The sequence below is a fragment of the Bradyrhizobium mercantei genome, from assembly GCF_001982635.1.
Lineage (GTDB): Bacteria > Pseudomonadota > Alphaproteobacteria > Rhizobiales > Xanthobacteraceae > Bradyrhizobium > Bradyrhizobium mercantei.
Genome location: NZ_MKFI01000002.1, coordinates 659,862 through 679,321 on the forward strand (window position 1 = coordinate 659,862; position 19,460 = coordinate 679,321).

Consider the following 19,460-nt stretch of genomic DNA (forward strand, 5'->3'; position numbering starts at 1 on the left):
TGATCTTCGATCGAGGACCTACCCCTCAGCACCAATGTGGCGGACGCCGCCATTGCGCGGCTTGGCCTGGCCTAGGCGATCGGGAGCGGCTGATTGTCCGAGATCTTGTGCTCGACCGTCACGAAGACAAGTTCGGTATCGCCGACATTTTCCAGATCGTGGATCATGAATTCGCCGCGACCGAATTTGTAGTGCTTGGTGGAGCCGGCCGTATACTCGGTATCGACCACCCGTCCATCGTGCATATGGGAGCGCGACTTTCCGCCGGTGACAGCGGTCCAAAAGTAATCGAGCACATGCATGTGGAAGCCGATGCGTTGCCCTGGCTTCAGACTGAGGTGCCAGACCCGCACCCGGTCGTTCTCCGACACAAGGATGGATCCAACCCGGCCGTTACGCCACGCGGAGTTGAATTCGGCGATCCGATCAGCGGGCCAGTCAAACCCGTTTGCGCGAGCCGGTTCTGTCATTGAGCTTTCCTTTCCAGAGTTGGGGCCAGCGGAATGTGCGGCGATCAGTGGGCTACTGACGTGGCGTAGTCCTCAAGAAACGCCGATGCAGCTGTTTCCTTCATCACGGCTTCGGGCGTCCGGTAAATTTCGGCCGCGCGCCGCTCCTCTGCCGAGGCGATCTGGGCCTGCATATATCGACCGAGGGCTTGAGCGTGCTGCACAACGCGGGTGCCGAAGGGAACGCGTTCGGCCTGGTAGCGCGCGAGCGCGCGATCGATATCGGGCTGTTCGGTGAGCGCATCGAACAGCGCCGACGCATCCTGCGCGGCCTTGGTGACGCCCATACCGCAGTGCGGACGGGCGACAAAAGCGGCATCGCCGAGAAGAATGACACGGTCGAACACCACCTGCTTGGAGGTGACGTCGTAGATCGGCTGGATCATCGGCAATTCGGTGCGATGAACGATCTCGGTAAACTGGGGAGATAGCCGTCGATTGGCTTCGCTCCGAAGTTCTCCGAGGACATCGGGATGAATCGCCGTTGGAGCCACTGACATGCCATTGCTGTTTCCGTTCTTGTCGGTCAACAGACGTCGGAGCTCCGTGCGCTCGTCGGCGGGGCGATACCACACGAAATTGTAGCGCCGATGGCCGAGGCGCATGTCCTCGTTCGCTCCCGCAACGGGGTAGCCGAGCATCTGTTCGCGCTCGGGCAGACTGAAGGAAAAGTGACGAAACAGCGCTTCACGCGTGTCAGGCGAGAGGGCCGATTCCTGAACCAGACCGCGCCAAGCGACGTAGCCGGCATATTCCGGCTGAACCTCGGGGGCGTATTGCATCCGGACGGTCGAGCGGTGACCGTCGGCGCCAATCAAGAGGTCGGAGCGGATGACGCGGCCATCGTCGAAGGTAGCGACAACCTCGTCGTCCTGTTGCGCGATCGAGATGAGCGAGCGCCCCTGATGGTAGCGCTCCCGGGGAAATCGGTCGTACAGCAGTCGGTAAAGCCGATCCCACGATGTCAGCACCTGCGGGAATGGCAAGCTACCGGTGACCACGCCATCCGACGCGAAGACGCGTCGTCCTTCTACGGCGACGCCGACGTCACCGTCCGGCATCGCATCAATGCGCCTCAGGGCGTCAAACAACGGCGCATGGGTCACGATACCGGCTCCGCGGCTCTTAATCTCGTCCGGGACGCGCTCGTAGATATCCACCTGCCAGCCGGCCTTCCGGAGGAAGAGACCGGCAAACAGGCCGCCAATGGAGCCGCCAATGATTGTGACGCGCTTATGCTTCGGATCTGAAAGGGTCATTTGCTTCTTCTCAAGCCGTCAAAGCGGAAGGCGATCGATGCAGGAGCAGCATGCCACCTCTTAAGTTATCAATCAATAACTATTTTCGCGAAGCCGGCAGATGTTTGACGGCTGGCCCGTTTGAGGACCGGGTTCGGCGGGTTTACTCGGCAGGAAGCGGAAAGGTCACGCGATTGAGAACAGCGCGCATGCCTCCGACCACAATGCCGGCAAGCAGCTCAATGGCCCTCGGGTTGTCTACCTTCGGCGCGGTTCCGTAGACCCGGTCGCGAACGCCGTAGTAGAAGATGCCGCCATGGAACAGCCAGAGCGCCTCGATCTCGTCGGCGGTCAGCGGCACGTCGTCGACCGGCGGAAACCCCAGAACAATGCGCAGCTCAGCGCCGATGCGACCGAGCACCCGCTCCTCCACGAGACGCACGTACCAGCGGTTAATTTCCAGCCGTTTGAGGCCGGAAAATAGATAGATCCGGATCCAGTCGGTTTCGAAGATCTTCTTGGTGTATTCGACATAGAATGCCGCCAAACGGGCCTCGATGTCGGCGCTTCGATTGGACAAAATGACGTCCCAGGAGGATTTCCACTCGCTCAGGAAAACCCGTTCGTAAACCGCGTTAACGAGGTCGTCCTTGGTGGGAAAGTGGCGATAAATCGCCGGTTGCGTCACCCCCAAGCTCTGCGCCAGTTGATGCGTGCTGCTCTCGAACCCCTGTTCGGAAAACAGGCGTATTGCAGCTGCGATAATTTGCTCCTTGCGGTCGGCGGCCGACATCCGCTTGGGTGGCGCCCCCCGCTTTCTCGCTGCTTTGCTTGCCATCTCTACCCCGCCCGCTCGGCGATCAGCCCTTGTTGCCGTCCAACCGGACCGGCAGTTCTGGCATACAAGAGTAAGGCCTTCCCGTCCGACGCCGGACCGGCCGCCCATAGGACGAGTTCCGGAGCACCTGGCTAGTTGGCATGTCCAGCAACCATAAGTTATTAATCAATAACTATTATGACTGGCGCGGCGATCAAGTCCAGTGATTATCTGCGGCTGCGCCCTCGCGCGCAGAAAATCCGCGCACCACACCCGGTGCACGTGATTTGCCATCGGTTGCGCGTCTGGCCGCGGCATTGCAACGCGCCCCTCAAGCCGCGATCCCCGCGCTGTAGGGAACAGCCGCGGCCAACTCCGTCGCGCAAATGGTCAGCGTTCCGACAGAAACGGGAGCATTGCGTCGATCAATTCGGACGGCTTCTCTTCGGGAACGTAGTGACCACAGTTTGCAATCACGGTCCCTCGTACGTCCAAGGCTGCTCCAACGATAGATCTGTGCATGTTCTCACCTACTCCAAAGTCACCCCCGATCGCGAGAACTGGCATCGGAAGCGGGATTCTCGAGGAGACTTTGTTCTGCGCGATCGATTCGAAGATGCTGCGATAGTACGCAAGCCCGGCGGTCCAGCGGCCCGGCCTGGCGTAAGCCGACGCGTATTCATCGATCGTTCGGTCGTCGAACGCAATGTTCCAATCGACCGACTTTGTCCTGAAGAGCCAGGCGAGGAATTCGCGTTCCCGCCCAGTCACGAGCAATTCCGAGAGCTCGGGCAGAAAATTAAACGCAAAGTGCCACGTCTTTTCGAGCGTTTGCGGCGTCAACCGGTAGATGTCATCGGGGGCCAATCCAGGCACGGCCGCATCGATCAGCGCCAAATGCGTAACCCTCTCGGGCCGCTGAGCGGCGTAGGCGTAACTGATCCAGGATCCCACGTCGTGGCCGACCAACCGACATTGCGTATCACCCGTGTACGCAAACAGCGCATCCAGATGCAGCGCGATCGCCCTGGTGTCATAGCCGGACACCGAAGGCCCGCTATCCCCAAGTCCAGGGGGATCGATCGCCAGCACGCGAAATGTGTCGGCAAGGCGCGGAATGACTTTCCGCCAGGCTAACCAGGTTTGCGGCCAACCCGAGACAAGAACGAGCAGTGGACCATTGCCCTTCTCCACGAAATGAAGCTTCGCGCCTTGGGCGTCTATCACACGAGACGTCAATCCAAGCTCGCCAATCATATCGTGCTCCTTCAATTAGCCCGGCGCGCCGCCTCACTTCCGGTCTTCTCCCGGAGTTAGGCTCGCTCAGGCCGGGCTGTCCCGATACCGCAATCACCCCGATGCGACCACGAATGCAAACCTCAGTAGCAACGCGCTGAAACATTGATACTGAAAGAAAAACACCTGCAACGTTGCGGTTGCAGGTGTTTTCTGATTTCGAAACGAGCTATCCCGAAATCTTGCCGTGGCGCAACGCGCTTACTTCTGCCGCGCGCAGGCGTACATGTTGATTTCCATGCCGACGGCAACTTCGACGATCTTTGGTGCTCTCCAGGCCATGCTGCTTCCTCTCTCAGGTTGTGGAGACAATTCTCCATTGAACACTCTCAATGACAGGCTACGACATCCGCGAGCCTAGCCTCTCACCGCTTCTCCTGCGCGGATCGACTTCAAGCTGCTACACCTTACTTTGCATCCTTGAGACTGACGATAAAGGCGGTCAACTCCCAGATCTGTGCCTCCGAGAGCCCATTCTTCCATTTCGGCATGACTGAAGACCCGCGAATCCGTCCGTTCGAGATGGTGTCGAAGATAAACTGCGGCGCCAGGTCAGAGCGATTCCGCAGAGTTGCACCTTTGCCACCGACGCCATCCTGGCCATGGCAGTAGAAGCAAGCCTGATTGAAGCGCTTCTGTCCCGCCGCGATGAGCGCGGGATCGCTCAGATCTGCTGGAGGTTCCGCAAACGCAGTCGTCGCCCACATGAGCAGTAAGGCCGCAGCACTATATCGAGTTAACGAACCTATGGAGATGTGACTCTTTTCCACGTGTCTCTCACTTGAAGCTGGATGAGGAAGGCACGAAGTTGTCTTCGCGCCTTCCGATTGACACCTGCCGGCTAGATCAGTCTACCGTGAAGGCGATCAATGCTGATCCGCCATTCACCTTCCTCAAATCGGGAAAGGCTGCCGGGAGGAAGTCGGCCGCGTGAGAGCCGAGCCCGGTAGGCACGACGATGTACTGCTTGCCACCGGCGGAATAGCTGATAATCCCGCCGCGCACGCCGGAGCCTGCATAGAAGCTCCAAAGCACGTCTCCCTTTTCCGCATCATAGGCGTTGATGACACCGGTTATTTCGCCGTTGAACACAAGGCCGCCAGCGGTTGCCAGCACTCCTCCCAGACCAGGCATCGAGTAGCGCACACTCCATTTCTTCTTGCCGGTCATGGGATCGATCGCGTCAAGCCAAGCCGAAGCTTCCTTTCCCCGAGGAGGGCCAATTTTGAAGCTGTCGACGCCAAAGTAGAGCTGCGCCAAGGGCAGTTTTTCCGGATCCGATTTACCTGCTACGACGGTGTTACAAGCCTCGAATCTGTTCGTGTACCAGAGACCGGTCTTGGGGTCGAAGGCCCCCTGGTTCCAGCTACGACCGCCCAAGAGCGTCGGACAGATATAGGATTCCTTGTTCGCAACCGGCTCGTTCCGGCCAATCAGTTCACCCGTCTTCGGATCGATTTTCTCGACGAAGTTGATATTCTCGGCATACGGCCACACGTTGACGAGCTTGCCGTTGTTGCGTTCATAGAGGAATGCGTAGCCCGACTTGCTCGGATGAAGCAGCAGTTTCTTTCCGTCGCGTTCAAACAGGATCGACTCATAGGGCGAGTCAAAATCCCACACATCATGCGGGATTTCCTGGTGGTGCCATTTCAGCTTCCCGGTCTTGGCTTCCAACGCGAGCAGTGTGCTCGTGTAGAGATTGTCTCCCTTCCGGTCCTCACCATAGTAGTCGGGGGCGGGATTGCCCGTTCCGATATAGACCGTATCCGTCTCCGCCTCGTAGGTGCCCGGCAGCCACGAACTGCCGCCGCCGGTATCGCCGGAATTTCCCGGCCAACTCGCCGGGTCATTGCGGATCGTGTCAAATTCCCAGAGCTTCTTACCGGTTTCGAGGTCAATTCCGTAGATTGCGCCACGCTGACCGATGTCACCACCGGTTGACCCAGCTACCAGCACGGTCCCGGCCAGTGTCGGCGGCGAAGTGAAGTTAGCGCCCTTCTTCTTTCGTGTGTCGACGAGCTGAGTAGCCCACAGCTCCTTGCCAGTCTTCTGATCGAGGGCAATCACGCGACCATCGAGCGTGCCGAAGAAGACCTTGCCACCCGCTACACTGACGCCGCGGCTCGAAGCAGCAAAGAACACCTCGCCCGCGACCGGATCGAGTTTCGTTTCGTATCGCCACAACTCCTTACCGGACGTGGCATCCAGCGCCTGGACTTTGTTGTTGGCCGAAATGTAATAGAGCACGCCGTCGATCACGATCGGGGTCGCCTGCAGACCTCCTGTAATGTCGCCAGGCTGATGGATCCACGCGACCTTCAATCGCTTGACGTTAGACTTGTTGATCTGATCCAGCTCGCTATATCGCCACGATTTTTCGTTGCCTTGATAAAGTGGCCAATCGCTCGGCTTGTTTGTTCCTTCCGCCGCAAGCACCGCACGCCCAGCCGAGAAACTGAGCAGCGCGAGTACTGTTGCTATCGCAGTGGATGTAAGGCGGCTACGCGCCGGCCGTGGAATCTTACCATGGTCGCTAGAGCTGAACATTCGCTTCCTCCTCTGATGAAACCGTGTTTTTCTATAAGTTATCAATTGATAATTTGCAGTCAACTAAATATTTTGATCGAAACGAGCCTGCCAAGCAGTTTCAATCAAAAATGACAGCAATTGCTGGATAACTTGACGATCTCGCGCGACCCTCGCCTGACGTCAGACGTAATCAGGCGATAATTTATCTGAGAGCATTACCGCTTCGAATTTGCGTCTGGAAGCCCCTCGCCTGACCAATGCGGCGAAGGCGTGACGATTCCTGCCGCGTTGCGCCGTCGGCGGCCGCTTTCGGCTCGCATCGATGGGTTTGCTCGCGCACTTTCCGCCGACAGATGCGTGGATCACGGTCCAGCACAACGACAAACCCGTAAAGGCGGTCAAGCCTATCGAGCCGGCGCGCCGACGAACGACTGTAGGCGCGCGGACGCGCAGTCACACGGAGCAATATCGCTCCTGGATCTCCCGATCGGCCAGCAAATCCCGCGCGCTTCCCTGATGGACGATCGCGCCCTGGTCGAGAATGTACGCGCGATCCGAGATCCTGAGCGCGATTTCCACATTTTGCTCGATCAGCAAGATCGTGGTGCCCTGCCCCCGCAGCCTGTCGAAATACTCGAACATTTCGTCAACGAGCACCGGCATGATGCCCTCAGACGGTTCGTCCAACAGGATCATCGCGGGCTTCGAGGCGACCGCGCGGGCGATCGCCAGCATTTGCTGCTCTCCGCCGGAAAGCGTAACGGCCTCCTGGGACAGCCGCTGCTTCAGGCGCGGAAACGTCTCTGCGATCTCGTCGATGATCGCGTGCTCGTTTCTCTTCAAGGGAGATGCAATCAGACCCAACCGCAGGTTTTCCAGCACCGTCAGGCCGGGAACGATGCTGCGATGTTCGGGGACATAGGCCAATCCGGCCTCGAACCGCTTCCAGGACGGCGCCGCCAGAACTTCGCCGGTGCCGAAAATCACCGAGCCGGTGCGCTTTGCGACGAGCCCCATGATCGAGCGGATGGTGGTGCTTTTGCCGGCCCCGTTTCTGCCGAGTAGCGTCACAATCTCGCTGGGCGCAACCTCGAACGACACGTCCTGCACGACGTGACTTCTGCCATACCACGCGTTGAGCTTGTCGACCTTGAGCATCAATGCCGTCCCTGACCGAGGTAGACCCGTTTGACGTTGGCGTCGTTTCGAATCTGGTCCGGCGTCCCGTCCGCCAACAATTCTCCGTGATGCAGCACGATGACCCGTTGGCTGATGCCCAGCACCATTTTCATCTTATGCTCGACCAGGATCACGGTCCGACTACGCGCGAGGCCCTCGATCAGCTGCACCATGTCCTTGGTTTCTTCGGGGCTCATGCCCGCCGTCGGCTCGTCCAAAAGCAAGAGACGAGGCTCACAGGCCATAGCCATGGCAATTTCGAGCGCTCGTTGCTGACCATGCGCGAGCTCGCCGGCTCTACGCCGTGCAACTCCTTCGAGTCCGACCTCAACCAGCAGCGCGCGCGCCGTCTCGTCCGTTTCGATCAGGCGAGATCTTCTCGACCAAAAATTCTTGCCGGCCACCATGGCTTGCGCCGCCACGCGCACATTCTCGTGGACCGAGAGTTGCGGAAACACGTTGGTGATCTGGAATGACTTTGAAATGCCGGCGTGGACGAAACGGTGCTGCGGAAGTCCGGTAACATCGTTGCCCTCGAAGAGGATACGGCCGTCCGTGGGAGCCAGCGAACCCGACAATATGTTGAAGAGCGTGCTCTTTCCCGCACCGTTCGGACCGATGATCGAGGCGAGCTCGCCCGACCTGAACGATAGCGAGACTTCGCGAAGGGCTACGAAGCCGCCGAATCGACGGCTGATCCCTTCCGCTCGAATGATCGGCTCCTCCATCATGCGCGCAACCTCGCAAGAATTGATCCCCAGATGCCCCTCGGGAAGAACCGCACACAAGCGATGAACACCAACCCGGCAATCAACTGCCAGTGCGACGTCCAGTTTGCCGTAATATCCTCCAGCGAAAGGAACGCTGCGGCCCCGACGAATGGCCCGAAGAAAGTCCCCATGCCTCCCAGCAGGACCATCATTACGACCGTGCCGGACGTCGTGTAGAACAGGCTATCGATTGAAACGACGCCAAGGTGGATGGCGTTGAGCGCCCCGGCAAGGCCACAGAACAACCCCGAGAGCACGAAGCTCATCCACTTCAGAAACCAAACGTTGTATCCGGAGGCCCGTGCCCGATTCTCGTTTTCGCGGATTCCCTCGATCACCGCTCCAAACGGAGAGTCGAGAATTCGCGAGAACGCCATCAAGGCGAGCACGACAAACGCCAGCAAGAAGTAGTACTTTTGCACGGGATCGAAGAGATCCAGATGGATCGGTCCAATGTCGATGCTCGGAACCATCACACCGCGCAATCCGCTCTCGCCGCCCGTGACCGATACCCACTGGTAGAAGAGAAAATAGAGACATTGCGCAAGCGCCAGCGTCACCATGCCGAAATAGACGCCCCTGGTCCTGATCGCGAGGCCACCGATCAGCGCCGCCGACACGGTCGAAAACACCAGACCAACGAGAATGGCCGCATACCAAGGCAGGCCCAGAACCGCTATGGCAATGCCGCAACCATAGGCCCCGGTCCCAAACAGCGCGGCGTGGCCCAGGGACAACAATCCCGTATAGCCGAACACGAGATTGAAGCCTGCGGCAAACAGCCCATAGATCAAGACGTTGATGGCAAGCGCCGGGTAAGGAACCAGCAGCGGCAACACCGCAAGCACGGCCGCGGACGCGAGCACGCGATGCTGCGAAACACCCCCCATCAGCCTCCTGGGATCCATGCGCTCCCACATCGAGGGCGTTGCAACGGCGGTCGATTTCATCGAGCGAACTCCGGGCGGCCGAGCAGGCCTTGCGGCCTCACAAGAAGAACTGCGGCCATGATCGCGAACATCACCACGTTGGAGTAGTCCGCCGCGAAATAGGACGTGAGGCTAACGACGACGCCCATCGAAAGCCCCGCAATCACGGCGCCCGGCAAGGATCCCATTCCGCCGACAACCGTTATCACGAAGGCTTCGATCAGCACCGTCACCCCCATTTCAGGAATCACCCCGCGCATCGGCGCGGCGAGAAAACCCGCCACGCCGGCGACCGCCGTGCCAAGCGCGAAGATCAGCATCCAAACCCGCGATGTATCGACGCCGAGGACGCTGACAATCTCCGGGTTGCGCGCACCGGCTCGAATGATGAGACCGAATGACGTCTTCTCGATTAAGAACCAAAGTCCCGCCAACAACGCCGCGGTAAACGCCATCACAAAGAGCCGATAGCGCGGAAAGGCGATGTCGCCGAAGAACAGGCTGCCCTTCAATGCCGCCGGGGCATTGAACGGAATTCCGTCGGTACCGAACGCGATGCGGATCAGTTCGACGATGACGTATCCCAAGCCGAACGTCAGCAGCAATGGATAGCTAGGATCGCGCCCGTAGACGGGGCGCAACAGAAACCTCTCGGTTGGCAAGCCGATCAAGGCCATGCCGAACGGCACGGCGACCAGCGACAGCCAGAAATTTCCCGTATAGGTGAAGGCGAACACACCCAGATAGGCGCCGGCCGCATAGAAGGCGCCGTGCGCAAAGTTCACGATGTTCAGAAGCCCGAAGATCAGGGTCAGGCCGGTGGCCACGAGCACGTAGATGCAGCCCAACGCCAGGCCGGTGAGGACCTGAAGCGCGATGAGGTCGAACGGAATCTCGGTCACGAGCAATCTCCCGCTCAAGCCTTGTGTCCCAGCTCGGCGCAACTGCGCAGCTTGCTTTCATCACCCTGCACGATCGACACGATTTCGAACGTATCGTTGGGCCCCTTCATTTCGGCTTCGGCCTTCGACTTGAGGATGAAGACCGCCTGAATTGACTGATGATCGCACGCGCGGATTTCTTGGGGACCCTTGTAGAGATCGAACTTGAACCCTGTGCTTGCAGCATCCGCGAGCGCGGCTGCGCCAACACCGCCGGCCTTTCTCGCCAGTTCGAGCATCGAGCGAACACCGCCGTAACCGTAGCTGCCGTAGTCCGACGGCACCCCACCTTTATACTTTGCGGCATAGGCCGCATTGAACGCCTTTGCGGACGCGAACTTGGTCTCGGCTGCCCAATAATAGTTCGACGCGCCAATGACGCCGGCGTAGGCGTCGGCGCCGCCCGCGATTCGCTGCGTTGTGGACAGCGCGCCCACCACGATGCTCATGCGCTCCTTCAATCCGAACTCGCTTGCCTGCTTCAGCACATTGAGCTGATCCCGGCCAAAGTTCAGAACGCACAGAACGTCCGGCTTGGCGCTGATAATTTTGGGAAATAGGCTGCTGAAGTCCTGCATTCCCAGGGGATGCTTGATCTCGGCGACTGTTTGCGCGCCTGTTTGTTCCGCCACTGATTGAAACGCACGCCGCATTTCGTAGCCAAACTCATAGTCGGCGATCAGATAGGCGACTTTCTTGCTCGATCCGGCGAAGGCGTATCGTCCGAGTGCGCCGACCGATAGATGAGGCGCAAGACCTTCATGATAGGTCGTTGGACCGAAATCCTTGGCCTCATTGATCCGGTCCGAGATGCTCAGGCCGTTGTAGGGCACGCCCCGCGCCTTGCACGCTTCGTTGACCGCCAGCAGGACGGCGCCCGATAGCGAGCCGACAATCATGTCGACCTTGTCTTTCTCGATCAGTTCGAGGGTCCGGGTGACGGCCTCCGCGGCGTTCAGTTTGTCGTCCCGCACCAGGAGTTCGGCGAGCCGGCCGTTCAGTCCGCCCGCCTTGTTGAAATCCTCGATCGCCAGCTGCGCACAGCGCACCTGGTCAGCGGCCTCGGACCCATAAGGACCGGTCAACGGCACGGGAAATCCGACCTTGATGCTGGCTGGTTGCGCGAATGCGCGCCTGTGGAAGGCAGGCAGCGCGCAGCCAGCCGCCAGGGCCGCGGTGAATTTCAGAATCGTCCTGCGCGACGATCCCGTCACGGCCTTGGCGCTGTCTCTCATTGGGKTCCTCCTCGCGATTGTTTGTTTTCGGCGACCAGCTTCGTTTCCGAGCGCTATCCGGCCGCCATTGCCTCGCTGCTGAGGAATGGATAGTCGACGTACCCGGTCTGGTCTCCGCCATAGAGGCCGACATTGCGCAGCTCGTTGAACGGTCCGTGGCGGCGAATGCGCTCCGGCAGATCAGGATTTGCGATGAACTCGCGCCCGAACGCGACGGCGTCGGCGGCGCCCGCTTCGACCAGTTGTTCGGCGCTTTCCGGAGTAATGCCGGCGTTGACGATAATCGAGCCGTTAAAGTGGGGCTTGATGATCGGCAGGATCCTTTGCAGATCCGGCGCTCCAGCCCACGCATTGGTGTCGGCGATGTGAATGTAGGCCACACCGAACTCGTTGAGCATTTTTGCGACGTAAGCGTAGGTCGCCGGAGGATCGGTATCCCTCACGTTGTTGTAGGCAGCAAACGGCGACAGTCTGACCCCGACCCTCGATGCGGGAATCTCGGAGGTAATGGCCTGGATGATCTCTCGCAGAAACCGGGCGCGGTTCTCGACGGACCCGCCGTAGCTATCGGTTCGCTGGTTGGTCGTCGGCGACAGGAATTGATGCGGCAGATAGCCGTTGGCCGCATGGACCTCCACCCCATCGCATCCGGCTTGGATCGCATTGATGGCGCCGGCCTTGTACTCCAGGATCGTGGCCTTGACTTCGGCTTCGGTCATCGCGCGGGAGGACGTCGCCGCGATGCGGACGTAGTTTCCGTTCGCCAAGAGGCCCCAGACCTGCAGCGCATCGAGATCGTCATTGACGCCGGATGGAGAGAGCGGATCGTTGCCATCAAGCAGTCCCGACGCGCCGACGCGGCCGCAATGCCAGAGCTGCATAAAGATTCGGCCGCCCGCATCGTGAACGGCTCGCGTGACCAGCCTCCACCCCTCGACCTGCGGCTGCGTCCAGATTCCCGGAGCGTGCTCGAAGGCGCATGAGTTCGGGCTGACATTGGTTGCCTCGGTGATGATGAGACCTGCCCCGGCGCGTTGTGCATAATATTCGGCATTGATCTTGACCGGAACATCACCAGCGCCAGCCCGGCAGCGGGTTAGCGGCGCCATCAGCACGCGGTTCTTCAACTCGAGCGCACCAAGTTTCAGACTATCTTGAAGCCTAGCCATGATCGTCTCCGAATTTTGCTTCTCAACTCGCTCAATGGTGGGGCGTGGTGGCGTCCGACCTGCGGTGCCGTGGATGGTGAATGGCATCACCCCGTCAGCGCGGCGCCTACATCCCCAAGGGCTAAGGACGCCTCGACAATCAAGTTATCAATTGATAATTAAGCCGTCAACAGAATTCATGCCCTGCGAACACCGGGTGAACAATTGCGCCGCCATTTTGGGTAAAACTCGGGAATGAAACAGTAATCAATTGATAAATAATGCGGAATTCGTTTCGCGCCGTCTCGGCCGACCTCCCGCACGCCCCTGCCCCGGCCAGATGGCGGACTTCGAAAATATCGCGACGAAAGGGCCATCCTGAAATTCAACGACAGCATCAACTGGAGAGACACCGGCACGCGTCTATCTTTACCCACGTCCTCCACCTCAAGCCGGGGGCTTCGCCCTGTTCAGCAACCGCTCGATAGCCAGCAGCGCCAGACGGTAAGATTCCACACCGAGACCAGTTACCATGCCAGCGCACTCGGACGCCGTCACCGAATGCATCCCCCGCGCGTCGATGTTGGTCATGTGCACTTCGATGTATGGTAGGGGAACGGCCTTTAGGCAATCGCGCAGCGCGTAGCCGGAATAGAGGAATCCGGCCGGATTCATCACGAGGCCATCGACCTTCTCGCGCACTGAGCGGTAGATTGCGCTGATCGCTTCACCTTCAATGTTCGTATAGACGATATCGAGCGCCATACCCAATTGAGCGGCGTCCGCACGCAAGATCTCGTCGAGTTCGGCCGCTGTAGTTCTTCCATAGATCTCCGGTTGGCGAGAGCCGAGATACTCCATATTCGCTCCCTGGATCAGCAGCACCTTCAACATCGATCCTCTCCCCTCAAGGCGCACATCAATTGATAGACTCCGACGTCAGCCTCAAAAACGTCGCGTCTTACCTTCTCGGAGCAGCGCAATGCGGCATCACGCCGAAGGAACTCGAGAACCAGGCAGCCACTGATCTTGGCGTCGGCGCCGCGCAGCTTCTCCTCCGCGGAAGGTGCATCCTCTCTCTCAGCGGCAATCCAAATCTCTGAATGCGCCAGCTCGCTGCTCAAATGCCATCTACCGACGACACGCTGTAGCCGGGCCATCGGCTCGGGCTGATTCAAAGCAACCGTCAGCGCGATTCCATCTCGGCAATCGCCGCGGATTGCGTGCCGCTTGCACATGGTGCGACGCATATTCACCAGACCGTCGCGCATGATCCGCGCCGTTCGCTCGGCCGGATTGGCCAGGCGCTCGCGATACGCCGCCGAATGAAGGACCGCCGGCGTCTCAACCTCATAAGTTGTCAGGAACTGCCGCGCGGCATCTATTGCTTCATATCGACGACCGACAACGAATCCATTGACGGCGAGCCGCTCGGCCAGATGCTCTTGCTGATACCATTCCTCGTAGGCGGCCCCGCGCCCACGCGCACAATCATTCCAAATTGCGAGCACACCGCTCATCTGTTCATTCGCCCATTTTTCGTCATTGCTGCGACGGAGGCAGACCTAGCAATCGCCGCGTCCAATACAACGAACGTGATGCATCAAAGCGCCTCCGAACTGGCGCGGGTGCACGTCGTCCCATGGCTCGGCAGTCGACTTTAGAGCGAGCTCAGAATTCCGAACAATACGTTCTCGAATTGCCGGCTATAAGCGCCCCCTATCGATTTGCGGGCGGAAGGCGGGACCGCGAAGCTAACTCCAGCCATTGAACTCTCAGAGAACCGGACCGGCGCAACGCCTCCACCGCGCATATTCCCGGTACCAACTGCATGTCGCCGTTTTTTGGCGGACCCAGGCATCGATGGTAAATCTGACGCTCCTAGAGCCGGAGACGCTCGCAGCCATTTGGATCAAAAAAATGGCTCCGTCGACGCAATCGACAGGAGCCAGTGAGGGAGACCGTTCGCCGAGCCGAGCGGGCCTGATGCAATTGTGCCGTCCCTCCGCTCTTCACGTTGATCGGCGAATGCTACGCCGGCCCAGTCAGAAGCCCTGCTTGGCAATCTACTACTTGCCTTCCGCCAATGCGTTCGCGAGCTCCTCGCGCGTCAGAAGCTCGGCGTGGGGGTAACAGAATGCAGCGCTCGTGAAGTAGAAGCCCCATACGATTTCGAGGGGATCCTTGGGTCTCAAGGCGTAGACATCGTGGGACTTGTCCAGGAACTCCAGCTCGGTAAATTTTAGGTCGCGAGCGCACCGTCCGATCGCGGGGTAATGGCCGCTGTAAAAGCTATCTCCTGCCTTGGTGATGTAACGCAGATGCGAGCGAACATAATCGTCTCCTGCAGGTCCGACCGTGGCGGTCGTGCGAATGATCGCGCGCCCCTGATCGAATAGCGTGGCAACGAGCACGCCGTCCTTCAGCTCGAGCACGGTACGGCCGCCGGGACGGGCCGGTGTTCCTACTTTCTTGACGTACTCGCTCATTTCAGCGCTCGACGACCAATAATGCGTCCACCAGCGCGCAGGCACCACCTCACTCACGTCGAGACCGCGCACGTCGACGCCGAGATAGGTCAAATTGTAGGCGCCAAAATGTGAGGTGTACTCTTCACGATCCACTTCATACGTATTCATGAATACTTGACTGTTCGGTTGGGCTCGCAGTTCAGGCGGCAGGAGACGACGAGCCGCTTCGGGATCGGCGGGCACCCATCCGAAGTAGAGCATGCGAGAGTTGGCAACAAGCTGTGGCGGTCGAAGCTGGGTCATTCTACATTTCCTCCTCTTCCTTGATGATACCAATAGCTCTCCGAATGCTCGGAGCGCACGACGCATGGCGCGCGTTCGCGCCATGCTCCACGCGGAGTCCTCCTTTGCTCTCTGTGAAAGCCCAGGGCAGCGCGGCACTAGGCCAGCGCTCACCCTCTAAAATCACGCCTTGAGGCGCTCGCTTTCCCGGATCTTCTCGCGCAATGCCCGCGGCGAGATCGGCAGGCTTTCCACCCTGATTCCCATCGGCCTCAATGCATCTTCCACCGCGGAAGCAATGGCCGCAGGCGCTCCCATTCGCCCGCCCTCGCCGCCGCCTTTGATTCCGAATTCTGTAAACGGCGATGGCGTCTCCACATGGCCGGCGCGCACGTCCTGCGGGACCTCAAAGGCGGTCGGGATCAGATAGTCAGCGAAGCTGGCCGTCGTGAGTTGACCGGCCTTGTCATAGTGCAGATGCTCATAGATCGCGGTCCCGATTCCGGCGGCAGTCCCGCCGCGAATATGTCCCTTCAGCGTCATCGGATTGACCACGGTGCCAGCATCATGCACGGCCACGTAATCCAAAAAGCTGATCCGCCCGGTCTCGATATCGACCTCGACGACCGGCATATGACACATGTTTCCCATGATCGGATAAAACACACCGAGATCGCTGCGGTCTTCCTTCGGCATTGTCGTGAACGGATGATCGTAGACGTGGGTTGCATCGATGCCGCTGGTGAGCTCGCGATCCTCCAGGGGCATCGAGAGCCGGAAGTAGTGGGCATGCAGCGCAATCTCGGGAATGGACTTCTTCTGGTTCGTCCCCTTGACGGACACGTGACCATCGACAAGTTCGAGATCACCGACGTCAGCCTCAAGCATGTGGCTTGCGACCTTCAACAGCTTCGTCTTGATCTTCTTCGCTGCCCCGGTGATCGCACCGGCAATCATGACCGTGTACCGGCTACCGCCGGGTCCGGTGCCGTTCAATCCGGCGTCTGAGTCGGCGTAACTGACCGAGATGTCGGCGGGATCCATGGTCAGGTGCTCCGCCAAGATCTGCACCACCATGGTCTCGGGACTGTTGCCCCAGAACGGCGCGTTGATTGTGGCGAAGGCCTTGCCCGTTGGGTCGATCTTCACCTGAATGCCCTCGGGCGAGCTGGTCAGCGTAAAGCCGGGTGTCTCGTTGGGGTTCAAGAACCAGAACTCGGTTGAACTGAACACCGACCGCTCCTGGCAAGTCGCGACACCGATTCCGATATAGCGTCCCTGCTTGCGCAGCTCTGCCTGCTTCTTGCGCCAACCATCATAGTCAAGCATCGTCTTTGCCTGCTTCAAGACTGCCGGATAGTCGCCGCTGTCATAGACGTTGCCAGTCGGTATCTTGTAGGGAAACTGATCAGGTTCGATCAAATTGCGTTCGCGGAACGCGGTCGGATCTTCGCCCAACTCCGCCGCCGCGGCGTCGACCAGCCGCTCAAGCACGAAGTTGGCGACCTCGGAGCCGAACCCGCGATAGGCGCCCTGCTGCCCCTTGTTGGTGAAGACAGCCGTCAACTCCATCCCAACGGAACGGATCTTGTAGGGTCCCGTCACCTGGGACAGGGCATTTCCGTGCGTTCCATAGCCGTATTGCAGGTAGGCGCCGTAATCGTCGATGACCTTGAACCGAAGCCCGGTCATCATGCCGTCCTTGACGGCAAGCTCGGCCTCGTAAATCCGATCGGAGGCATGGTTGTCCGAGCTCATGATGTTGTCCATCCGGTCTTCGATGAACTTCACAGGCCGGCCCACCGCGCGAGCCAAGGTCGCCGCGATGGTCGGCACCTTGTGGAGAAACAGCTTCGAGCCGAAGCTTCCGCCCGCCAAGGTTGGGATGATGTTCACCTGGCTTGCGGACACCTTGAGCGAAACGGCAATCAACCATCCCACATAATTGTACATGGACGTGTTGGCATAGATGGTGAACTTCCCGGTTCCTTCATCATAGTCAACAACCGCACCCGCCGTCTCCATCGGCATTCCGGCAACGCGGCTCCAGCGCAAGTTGCGTTTCACGACGTGATCCGCCTTGGCGAAGTCCTCCGCCAATGGACCAAAGTTCAAAATGCGGTGCATCGCCACGTTGTTGTCGCCCCGTTCCGGGTGAAGCACCGCGTCACCCGTCGAAGTGATCGCATCCCGGGGATCGACTACGGGCGGCAGCTCCTCGTACTGCACCTCGATCAAGTCGATGGCGTCTTCCGCGATGTACCTGCTCTCGGCGACGACGGCGGCAACCGGTTCGCCGACGTGGCGCACGCGATCGGTCGCGATAGCCCACTGCGTGACCGGCGGGCTGGCGAAACTGGCCGTGGGCCCCGTCACCTCGGCGGCCTCCTTGCCGGTCATCACCAACAGCACACCAGGCAGCTTCTTTGCCTTCGACGTGTCGATCGAGACGATCCGCGCGTGCGCATGCGGACTTCGCATCACAGCGGCATGCGCCATGCGCGGCAGCTCGATGTCGTCGATGTACTTTCCCTTGCCGGTTAGCAAGCGCGGATCCTCGACCCGCTTCATGCTCTTGCCGATCCAGTTGTACTTGCTCCGCGGCTGCTCCTCCTGCCGCGACATCTCCAGGAAATGAGATTCCTTAGCCATTGGTGGCTCCCTGCATTTCGTAAGCGGCGGAATAGATCGCCTCGATGATCGTCTGGTATCCCGTGCAGCGGCACAGATTTCCGGAGATCGCCTCTCGAATTTCGTCCCGGGTCGGCCTTGGATTGCGGTCCAACAGTTCTTTCGCTGTCATCAGCATGCCGGGAGTGCAGAATCCGCATTGCAGGCCGTGCTTTTCCCAAAACGCTTTTTGCAGCGGGTGCAAGGCATTAACCCGACCGAGACTTTCCACCGTCTCGATCTTGGCGTTGTCGAGTTGCGACGCGAAGACCAGGCAGCTGCGAACCGTCGAGCCGTCAACCATCACGTTGCAGGATCCGCAAACGCCGTGCTCACACCCGACATGTGTGCCGGTGAGGCCCAACTCCTGCCGCAGAAAATCCGAGAGCAGCAGCCGCGGCTCCACATATCGCGTGTAGGCAACACCGTTGACCTCCACATTGATCTGGACGGTTTCAATTGCCGGCCCCTCAGCCACGTTTGCGATTTTGTTCATGCTAACCCTCCCCGATCGCTTGAGACAGTGCGCGCGCGGTCAGCGCACGCAGCAGGTCGGACTTGTAGGCGGCGTCACCGTGGTAGTTTTGCAGGGTCGGCTCGATCGACGCGGTCGCTTTGGCCGCCAGGGCGACTTGCTCACCCGAGACCACCTTGCCGCGCAAGGCAGCTTCGGCATCGGCCACCTGCCCGGGCATCTCGCGAACGCCTCCATGGACGACCGACGCGGATACGCACGTGTCGCCCTTCATCTCGAGGGCGACGGTCGCGATGGCGATCGCGAAGTCGCCATGGCGGGGACTGAACTCATCGAACCCGAAGCGCTGGTTGCGCGCAGCCACCGGAAAGCGAATCTCCGAAAGAAACTCGCCCGGGCTCACGTCCGTCTCGAACATACCCTTGAAGAATTCCGCGGCCCGCACCGTGCGATTGCCTTCGGAGCTCGACACAACAAACTTTGCATCGAGGCAGATCGCCACGGCCGGCAGCTCCGAGCTTGGATCTCCATGGCTGAGATTGCCGCCGATCGTTCCGCGATTGCGAACGGTCACGTGCGCGATGTGATCGTAAGCTTTCGCAATCAGCGGAACGTTTGCCTTGACGAGCGCTGACTCCTTGACAGTCACATGGCGTGTCATCGCTCCGATCGCCAACGCATCGCCATCCAGGCGGATGTAATCCAACCCGTCCACCCGATTGATGTCGATCAGGACTTCCGGCGTCACGAGTCGAAAATTCATCATCGGCACGAGGCTTTGCCCCCCTGCCAGGATGCGCGCGCTGTCGCCGTGTTTCGCCAAAGCACGGCATAGCGCTTGAATGGTGTCAGGCCGCTCCAACCTGAACGGTGCAGGCTTCATGGACTCCTCCCGATCCGCACGAAATATAGTTATTGTTTGATAACTTAGTTCCGGTTCGCAGAGGCTGTCAATAGGGTTACCACCC

The 19,460-nt window shown here is 59.5% G+C and carries 19 protein-coding genes; all 19 read right to left on the reverse strand.

The window, feature by feature from the left end; all coding sequences use genetic code 11:
* Positions 1 to 71: 71 nt before the first annotated feature.
* Positions 72 to 371 (reverse strand): hypothetical protein, encoded by a 300-nt coding sequence (locus BI327_RS10560; protein ID WP_210191184.1) that lies wholly within the window; start codon positions 369 to 371, stop codon positions 72 to 74.
* Between the two features lie 143 nt (positions 372 to 514).
* A complete protein-coding gene (locus BI327_RS10565; protein ID WP_076860191.1) occupies positions 515 to 1,768 on the reverse strand; it encodes an FAD binding domain-containing protein in 1,254 nt (417 codons plus the stop codon).
* Positions 1,769 to 1,910: 142 nt separating this feature from the next.
* Positions 1,911 to 2,585 (reverse strand): TetR/AcrR family transcriptional regulator, encoded by a 675-nt coding sequence (locus BI327_RS10570; protein ID WP_076860192.1) that lies wholly within the window; start codon positions 2,583 to 2,585, stop codon positions 1,911 to 1,913.
* 369 nt (positions 2,586 to 2,954) lie between these two features.
* A complete protein-coding gene (locus tag BI327_RS10575; RefSeq protein ID WP_076860729.1) occupies positions 2,955 to 3,821 on the reverse strand; it encodes an alpha/beta fold hydrolase in 867 nt (288 codons plus the stop codon).
* A 240-nt stretch (positions 3,822 to 4,061) separates the two neighbouring features.
* Positions 4,062 to 4,142 carry a pyrroloquinoline quinone precursor peptide PqqA gene (gene pqqA / locus BI327_RS10580; RefSeq protein WP_076860193.1) on the reverse strand — a complete coding sequence of 27 codons (81 nt, stop codon included), beginning with the start codon at positions 4,140 to 4,142 and terminating at the stop codon, positions 4,062 to 4,064.
* A gap of 125 nt (positions 4,143 to 4,267) precedes the next feature.
* Positions 4,268 to 4,630, reverse strand: a complete 363-nt coding sequence (locus BI327_RS10585; RefSeq protein ID WP_076860194.1) for a c-type cytochrome — start codon at positions 4,628 to 4,630, stop codon at positions 4,268 to 4,270.
* Between the two features lie 76 nt (positions 4,631 to 4,706).
* Positions 4,707 to 6,410 (reverse strand): pyrroloquinoline quinone-dependent dehydrogenase, encoded by a 1,704-nt coding sequence (locus BI327_RS10590; RefSeq protein ID WP_076860195.1) that lies wholly within the window; start codon positions 6,408 to 6,410, stop codon positions 4,707 to 4,709.
* 435 nt (positions 6,411 to 6,845) lie between these two features.
* The gene (locus BI327_RS10595; RefSeq protein ID WP_076860196.1) at positions 6,846 to 7,550 is read right to left on the reverse strand and encodes an ABC transporter ATP-binding protein; all 705 of its coding nucleotides are present in this window, start codon (positions 7,548 to 7,550) and stop codon (positions 6,846 to 6,848) included.
* A complete protein-coding gene (locus BI327_RS10600) occupies positions 7,550 to 8,299 on the reverse strand; it encodes an ABC transporter ATP-binding protein (RefSeq protein ID WP_076860730.1) in 750 nt (249 codons plus the stop codon). Before BI327_RS10600 ends, BI327_RS10595 begins: the two co-directional genes overlap by 1 nt.
* Entirely contained in the window at positions 8,299 to 9,291 is a 993-nt protein-coding gene (locus tag BI327_RS10605) for a branched-chain amino acid ABC transporter permease (RefSeq protein ID WP_076860197.1), read from the reverse strand. The genes BI327_RS10600 and BI327_RS10605 overlap by 1 nt, the downstream gene beginning before the upstream one ends.
* Positions 9,288 to 10,172, reverse strand: a complete 885-nt coding sequence (locus tag BI327_RS10610; RefSeq protein ID WP_089025434.1) for a branched-chain amino acid ABC transporter permease — start codon at positions 10,170 to 10,172, stop codon at positions 9,288 to 9,290. Before BI327_RS10610 ends, BI327_RS10605 begins: the two co-directional genes overlap by 4 nt.
* 14 nt (positions 10,173 to 10,186) lie before the next feature.
* A complete protein-coding gene (locus BI327_RS10615; protein WP_076860198.1) occupies positions 10,187 to 11,446 on the reverse strand; it encodes an ABC transporter substrate-binding protein in 1,260 nt (419 codons plus the stop codon).
* A 53-nt stretch (positions 11,447 to 11,499) separates the two neighbouring features.
* Positions 11,500 to 12,702 carry an alkene reductase gene (locus BI327_RS10620; protein ID WP_245334766.1) on the reverse strand — a complete coding sequence of 401 codons (1,203 nt, stop codon included), beginning with the start codon at positions 12,700 to 12,702 and terminating at the stop codon, positions 11,500 to 11,502.
* Between the two features lie 339 nt (positions 12,703 to 13,041).
* Positions 13,042 to 13,488, reverse strand: coding sequence for a type II 3-dehydroquinate dehydratase (locus BI327_RS10625; RefSeq protein ID WP_076860200.1), 447 nt, complete (start codon positions 13,486 to 13,488; stop codon positions 13,042 to 13,044).
* Positions 13,482 to 14,114, reverse strand: coding sequence for a hypothetical protein (locus BI327_RS10630; RefSeq protein ID WP_076860201.1), 633 nt, complete (start codon positions 14,112 to 14,114; stop codon positions 13,482 to 13,484). Before BI327_RS10630 ends, BI327_RS10625 begins: the two co-directional genes overlap by 7 nt.
* A 549-nt stretch (positions 14,115 to 14,663) precedes the next feature.
* Complete coding sequence (locus tag BI327_RS10635) at positions 14,664 to 15,368, reverse strand: hypothetical protein (protein WP_076860202.1); 705 nt, start codon at positions 15,366 to 15,368, stop codon at positions 14,664 to 14,666.
* 162 nt (positions 15,369 to 15,530) lie between these two features.
* Positions 15,531 to 17,999, reverse strand: coding sequence for a xanthine dehydrogenase family protein molybdopterin-binding subunit (locus BI327_RS10640; protein WP_076860203.1), 2,469 nt, complete (start codon positions 17,997 to 17,999; stop codon positions 15,531 to 15,533).
* Positions 17,992 to 18,513, reverse strand: a complete 522-nt coding sequence (locus BI327_RS10645; RefSeq protein WP_076860204.1) for a (2Fe-2S)-binding protein — start codon at positions 18,511 to 18,513, stop codon at positions 17,992 to 17,994. Before BI327_RS10645 ends, BI327_RS10640 begins: the two co-directional genes overlap by 8 nt.
* Before the next feature lies 1 nt (position 18,514).
* Positions 18,515 to 19,375 carry an FAD binding domain-containing protein gene (locus BI327_RS10650; RefSeq protein WP_076860205.1) on the reverse strand — a complete coding sequence of 287 codons (861 nt, stop codon included), beginning with the start codon at positions 19,373 to 19,375 and terminating at the stop codon, positions 18,515 to 18,517.
* Positions 19,376 to 19,460: the final 85 nt, after the last annotated feature.

Bases quoted from the DNA above. Each gene is read 5' to 3' on its own strand.
- BI327_RS10565 (WP_076860191.1), bottom strand. From the start codon at position 1,768: ATGACCCTTTCAGATCCGAAGCATAAGCGCGTCACAATCATTGGCGGC.
- BI327_RS10570 (WP_076860192.1), bottom strand. From the start codon at position 2,585: ATGGCAAGCAAAGCAGCGAGAAAGCGGGGGGCGCCACCCAAGCGGATG.
- BI327_RS10575 (WP_076860729.1), bottom strand. From the start codon at position 3,821: ATGATTGGCGAGCTTGGATTGACGTCTCGTGTGATAGACGCCCAAGGC.
- pqqA (WP_076860193.1), bottom strand. From the start codon at position 4,142: ATGGCCTGGAGAGCACCAAAGATCGTCGAAGTTGCCGTCGGCATGGAA.
- BI327_RS10590 (WP_076860195.1), bottom strand. From the start codon at position 6,410: ATGTTCAGCTCTAGCGACCATGGTAAGATTCCACGGCCGGCGCGTAGC.
- BI327_RS10595 (WP_076860196.1), bottom strand. From the start codon at position 7,550: ATGCTCAAGGTCGACAAGCTCAACGCGTGGTATGGCAGAAGTCACGTC.
- BI327_RS10600 (WP_076860730.1), bottom strand. From the start codon at position 8,299: ATGGAGGAGCCGATCATTCGAGCGGAAGGGATCAGCCGTCGATTCGGC.
- BI327_RS10605 (WP_076860197.1), bottom strand. From the start codon at position 9,291: ATGAAATCGACCGCCGTTGCAACGCCCTCGATGTGGGAGCGCATGGAT.
- BI327_RS10615 (WP_076860198.1), bottom strand. From the start codon at position 11,446: ATGAGAGACAGCGCCAAGGCCGTGACGGGATCGTCGCGCAGGACGATT.
- BI327_RS10620 (WP_245334766.1), bottom strand. From the start codon at position 12,702: ATGCCATTCACCATCCACGGCACCGCAGGTCGGACGCCACCACGCCCC.
- BI327_RS10625 (WP_076860200.1), bottom strand. From the start codon at position 13,488: ATGTTGAAGGTGCTGCTGATCCAGGGAGCGAATATGGAGTATCTCGGC.
- BI327_RS10630 (WP_076860201.1), bottom strand. From the start codon at position 14,114: ATGAGCGGTGTGCTCGCAATTTGGAATGATTGTGCGCGTGGGCGCGGG.
- BI327_RS10635 (WP_076860202.1), bottom strand. From the start codon at position 15,368: ATGACCCAGCTTCGACCGCCACAGCTTGTTGCCAACTCTCGCATGCTC.
- BI327_RS10640 (WP_076860203.1), bottom strand. From the start codon at position 17,999: ATGGCTAAGGAATCTCATTTCCTGGAGATGTCGCGGCAGGAGGAGCAG.
- BI327_RS10645 (WP_076860204.1), bottom strand. From the start codon at position 18,513: ATGAACAAAATCGCAAACGTGGCTGAGGGGCCGGCAATTGAAACCGTC.
- BI327_RS10650 (WP_076860205.1), bottom strand. From the start codon at position 19,375: ATGAAGCCTGCACCGTTCAGGTTGGAGCGGCCTGACACCATTCAAGCG.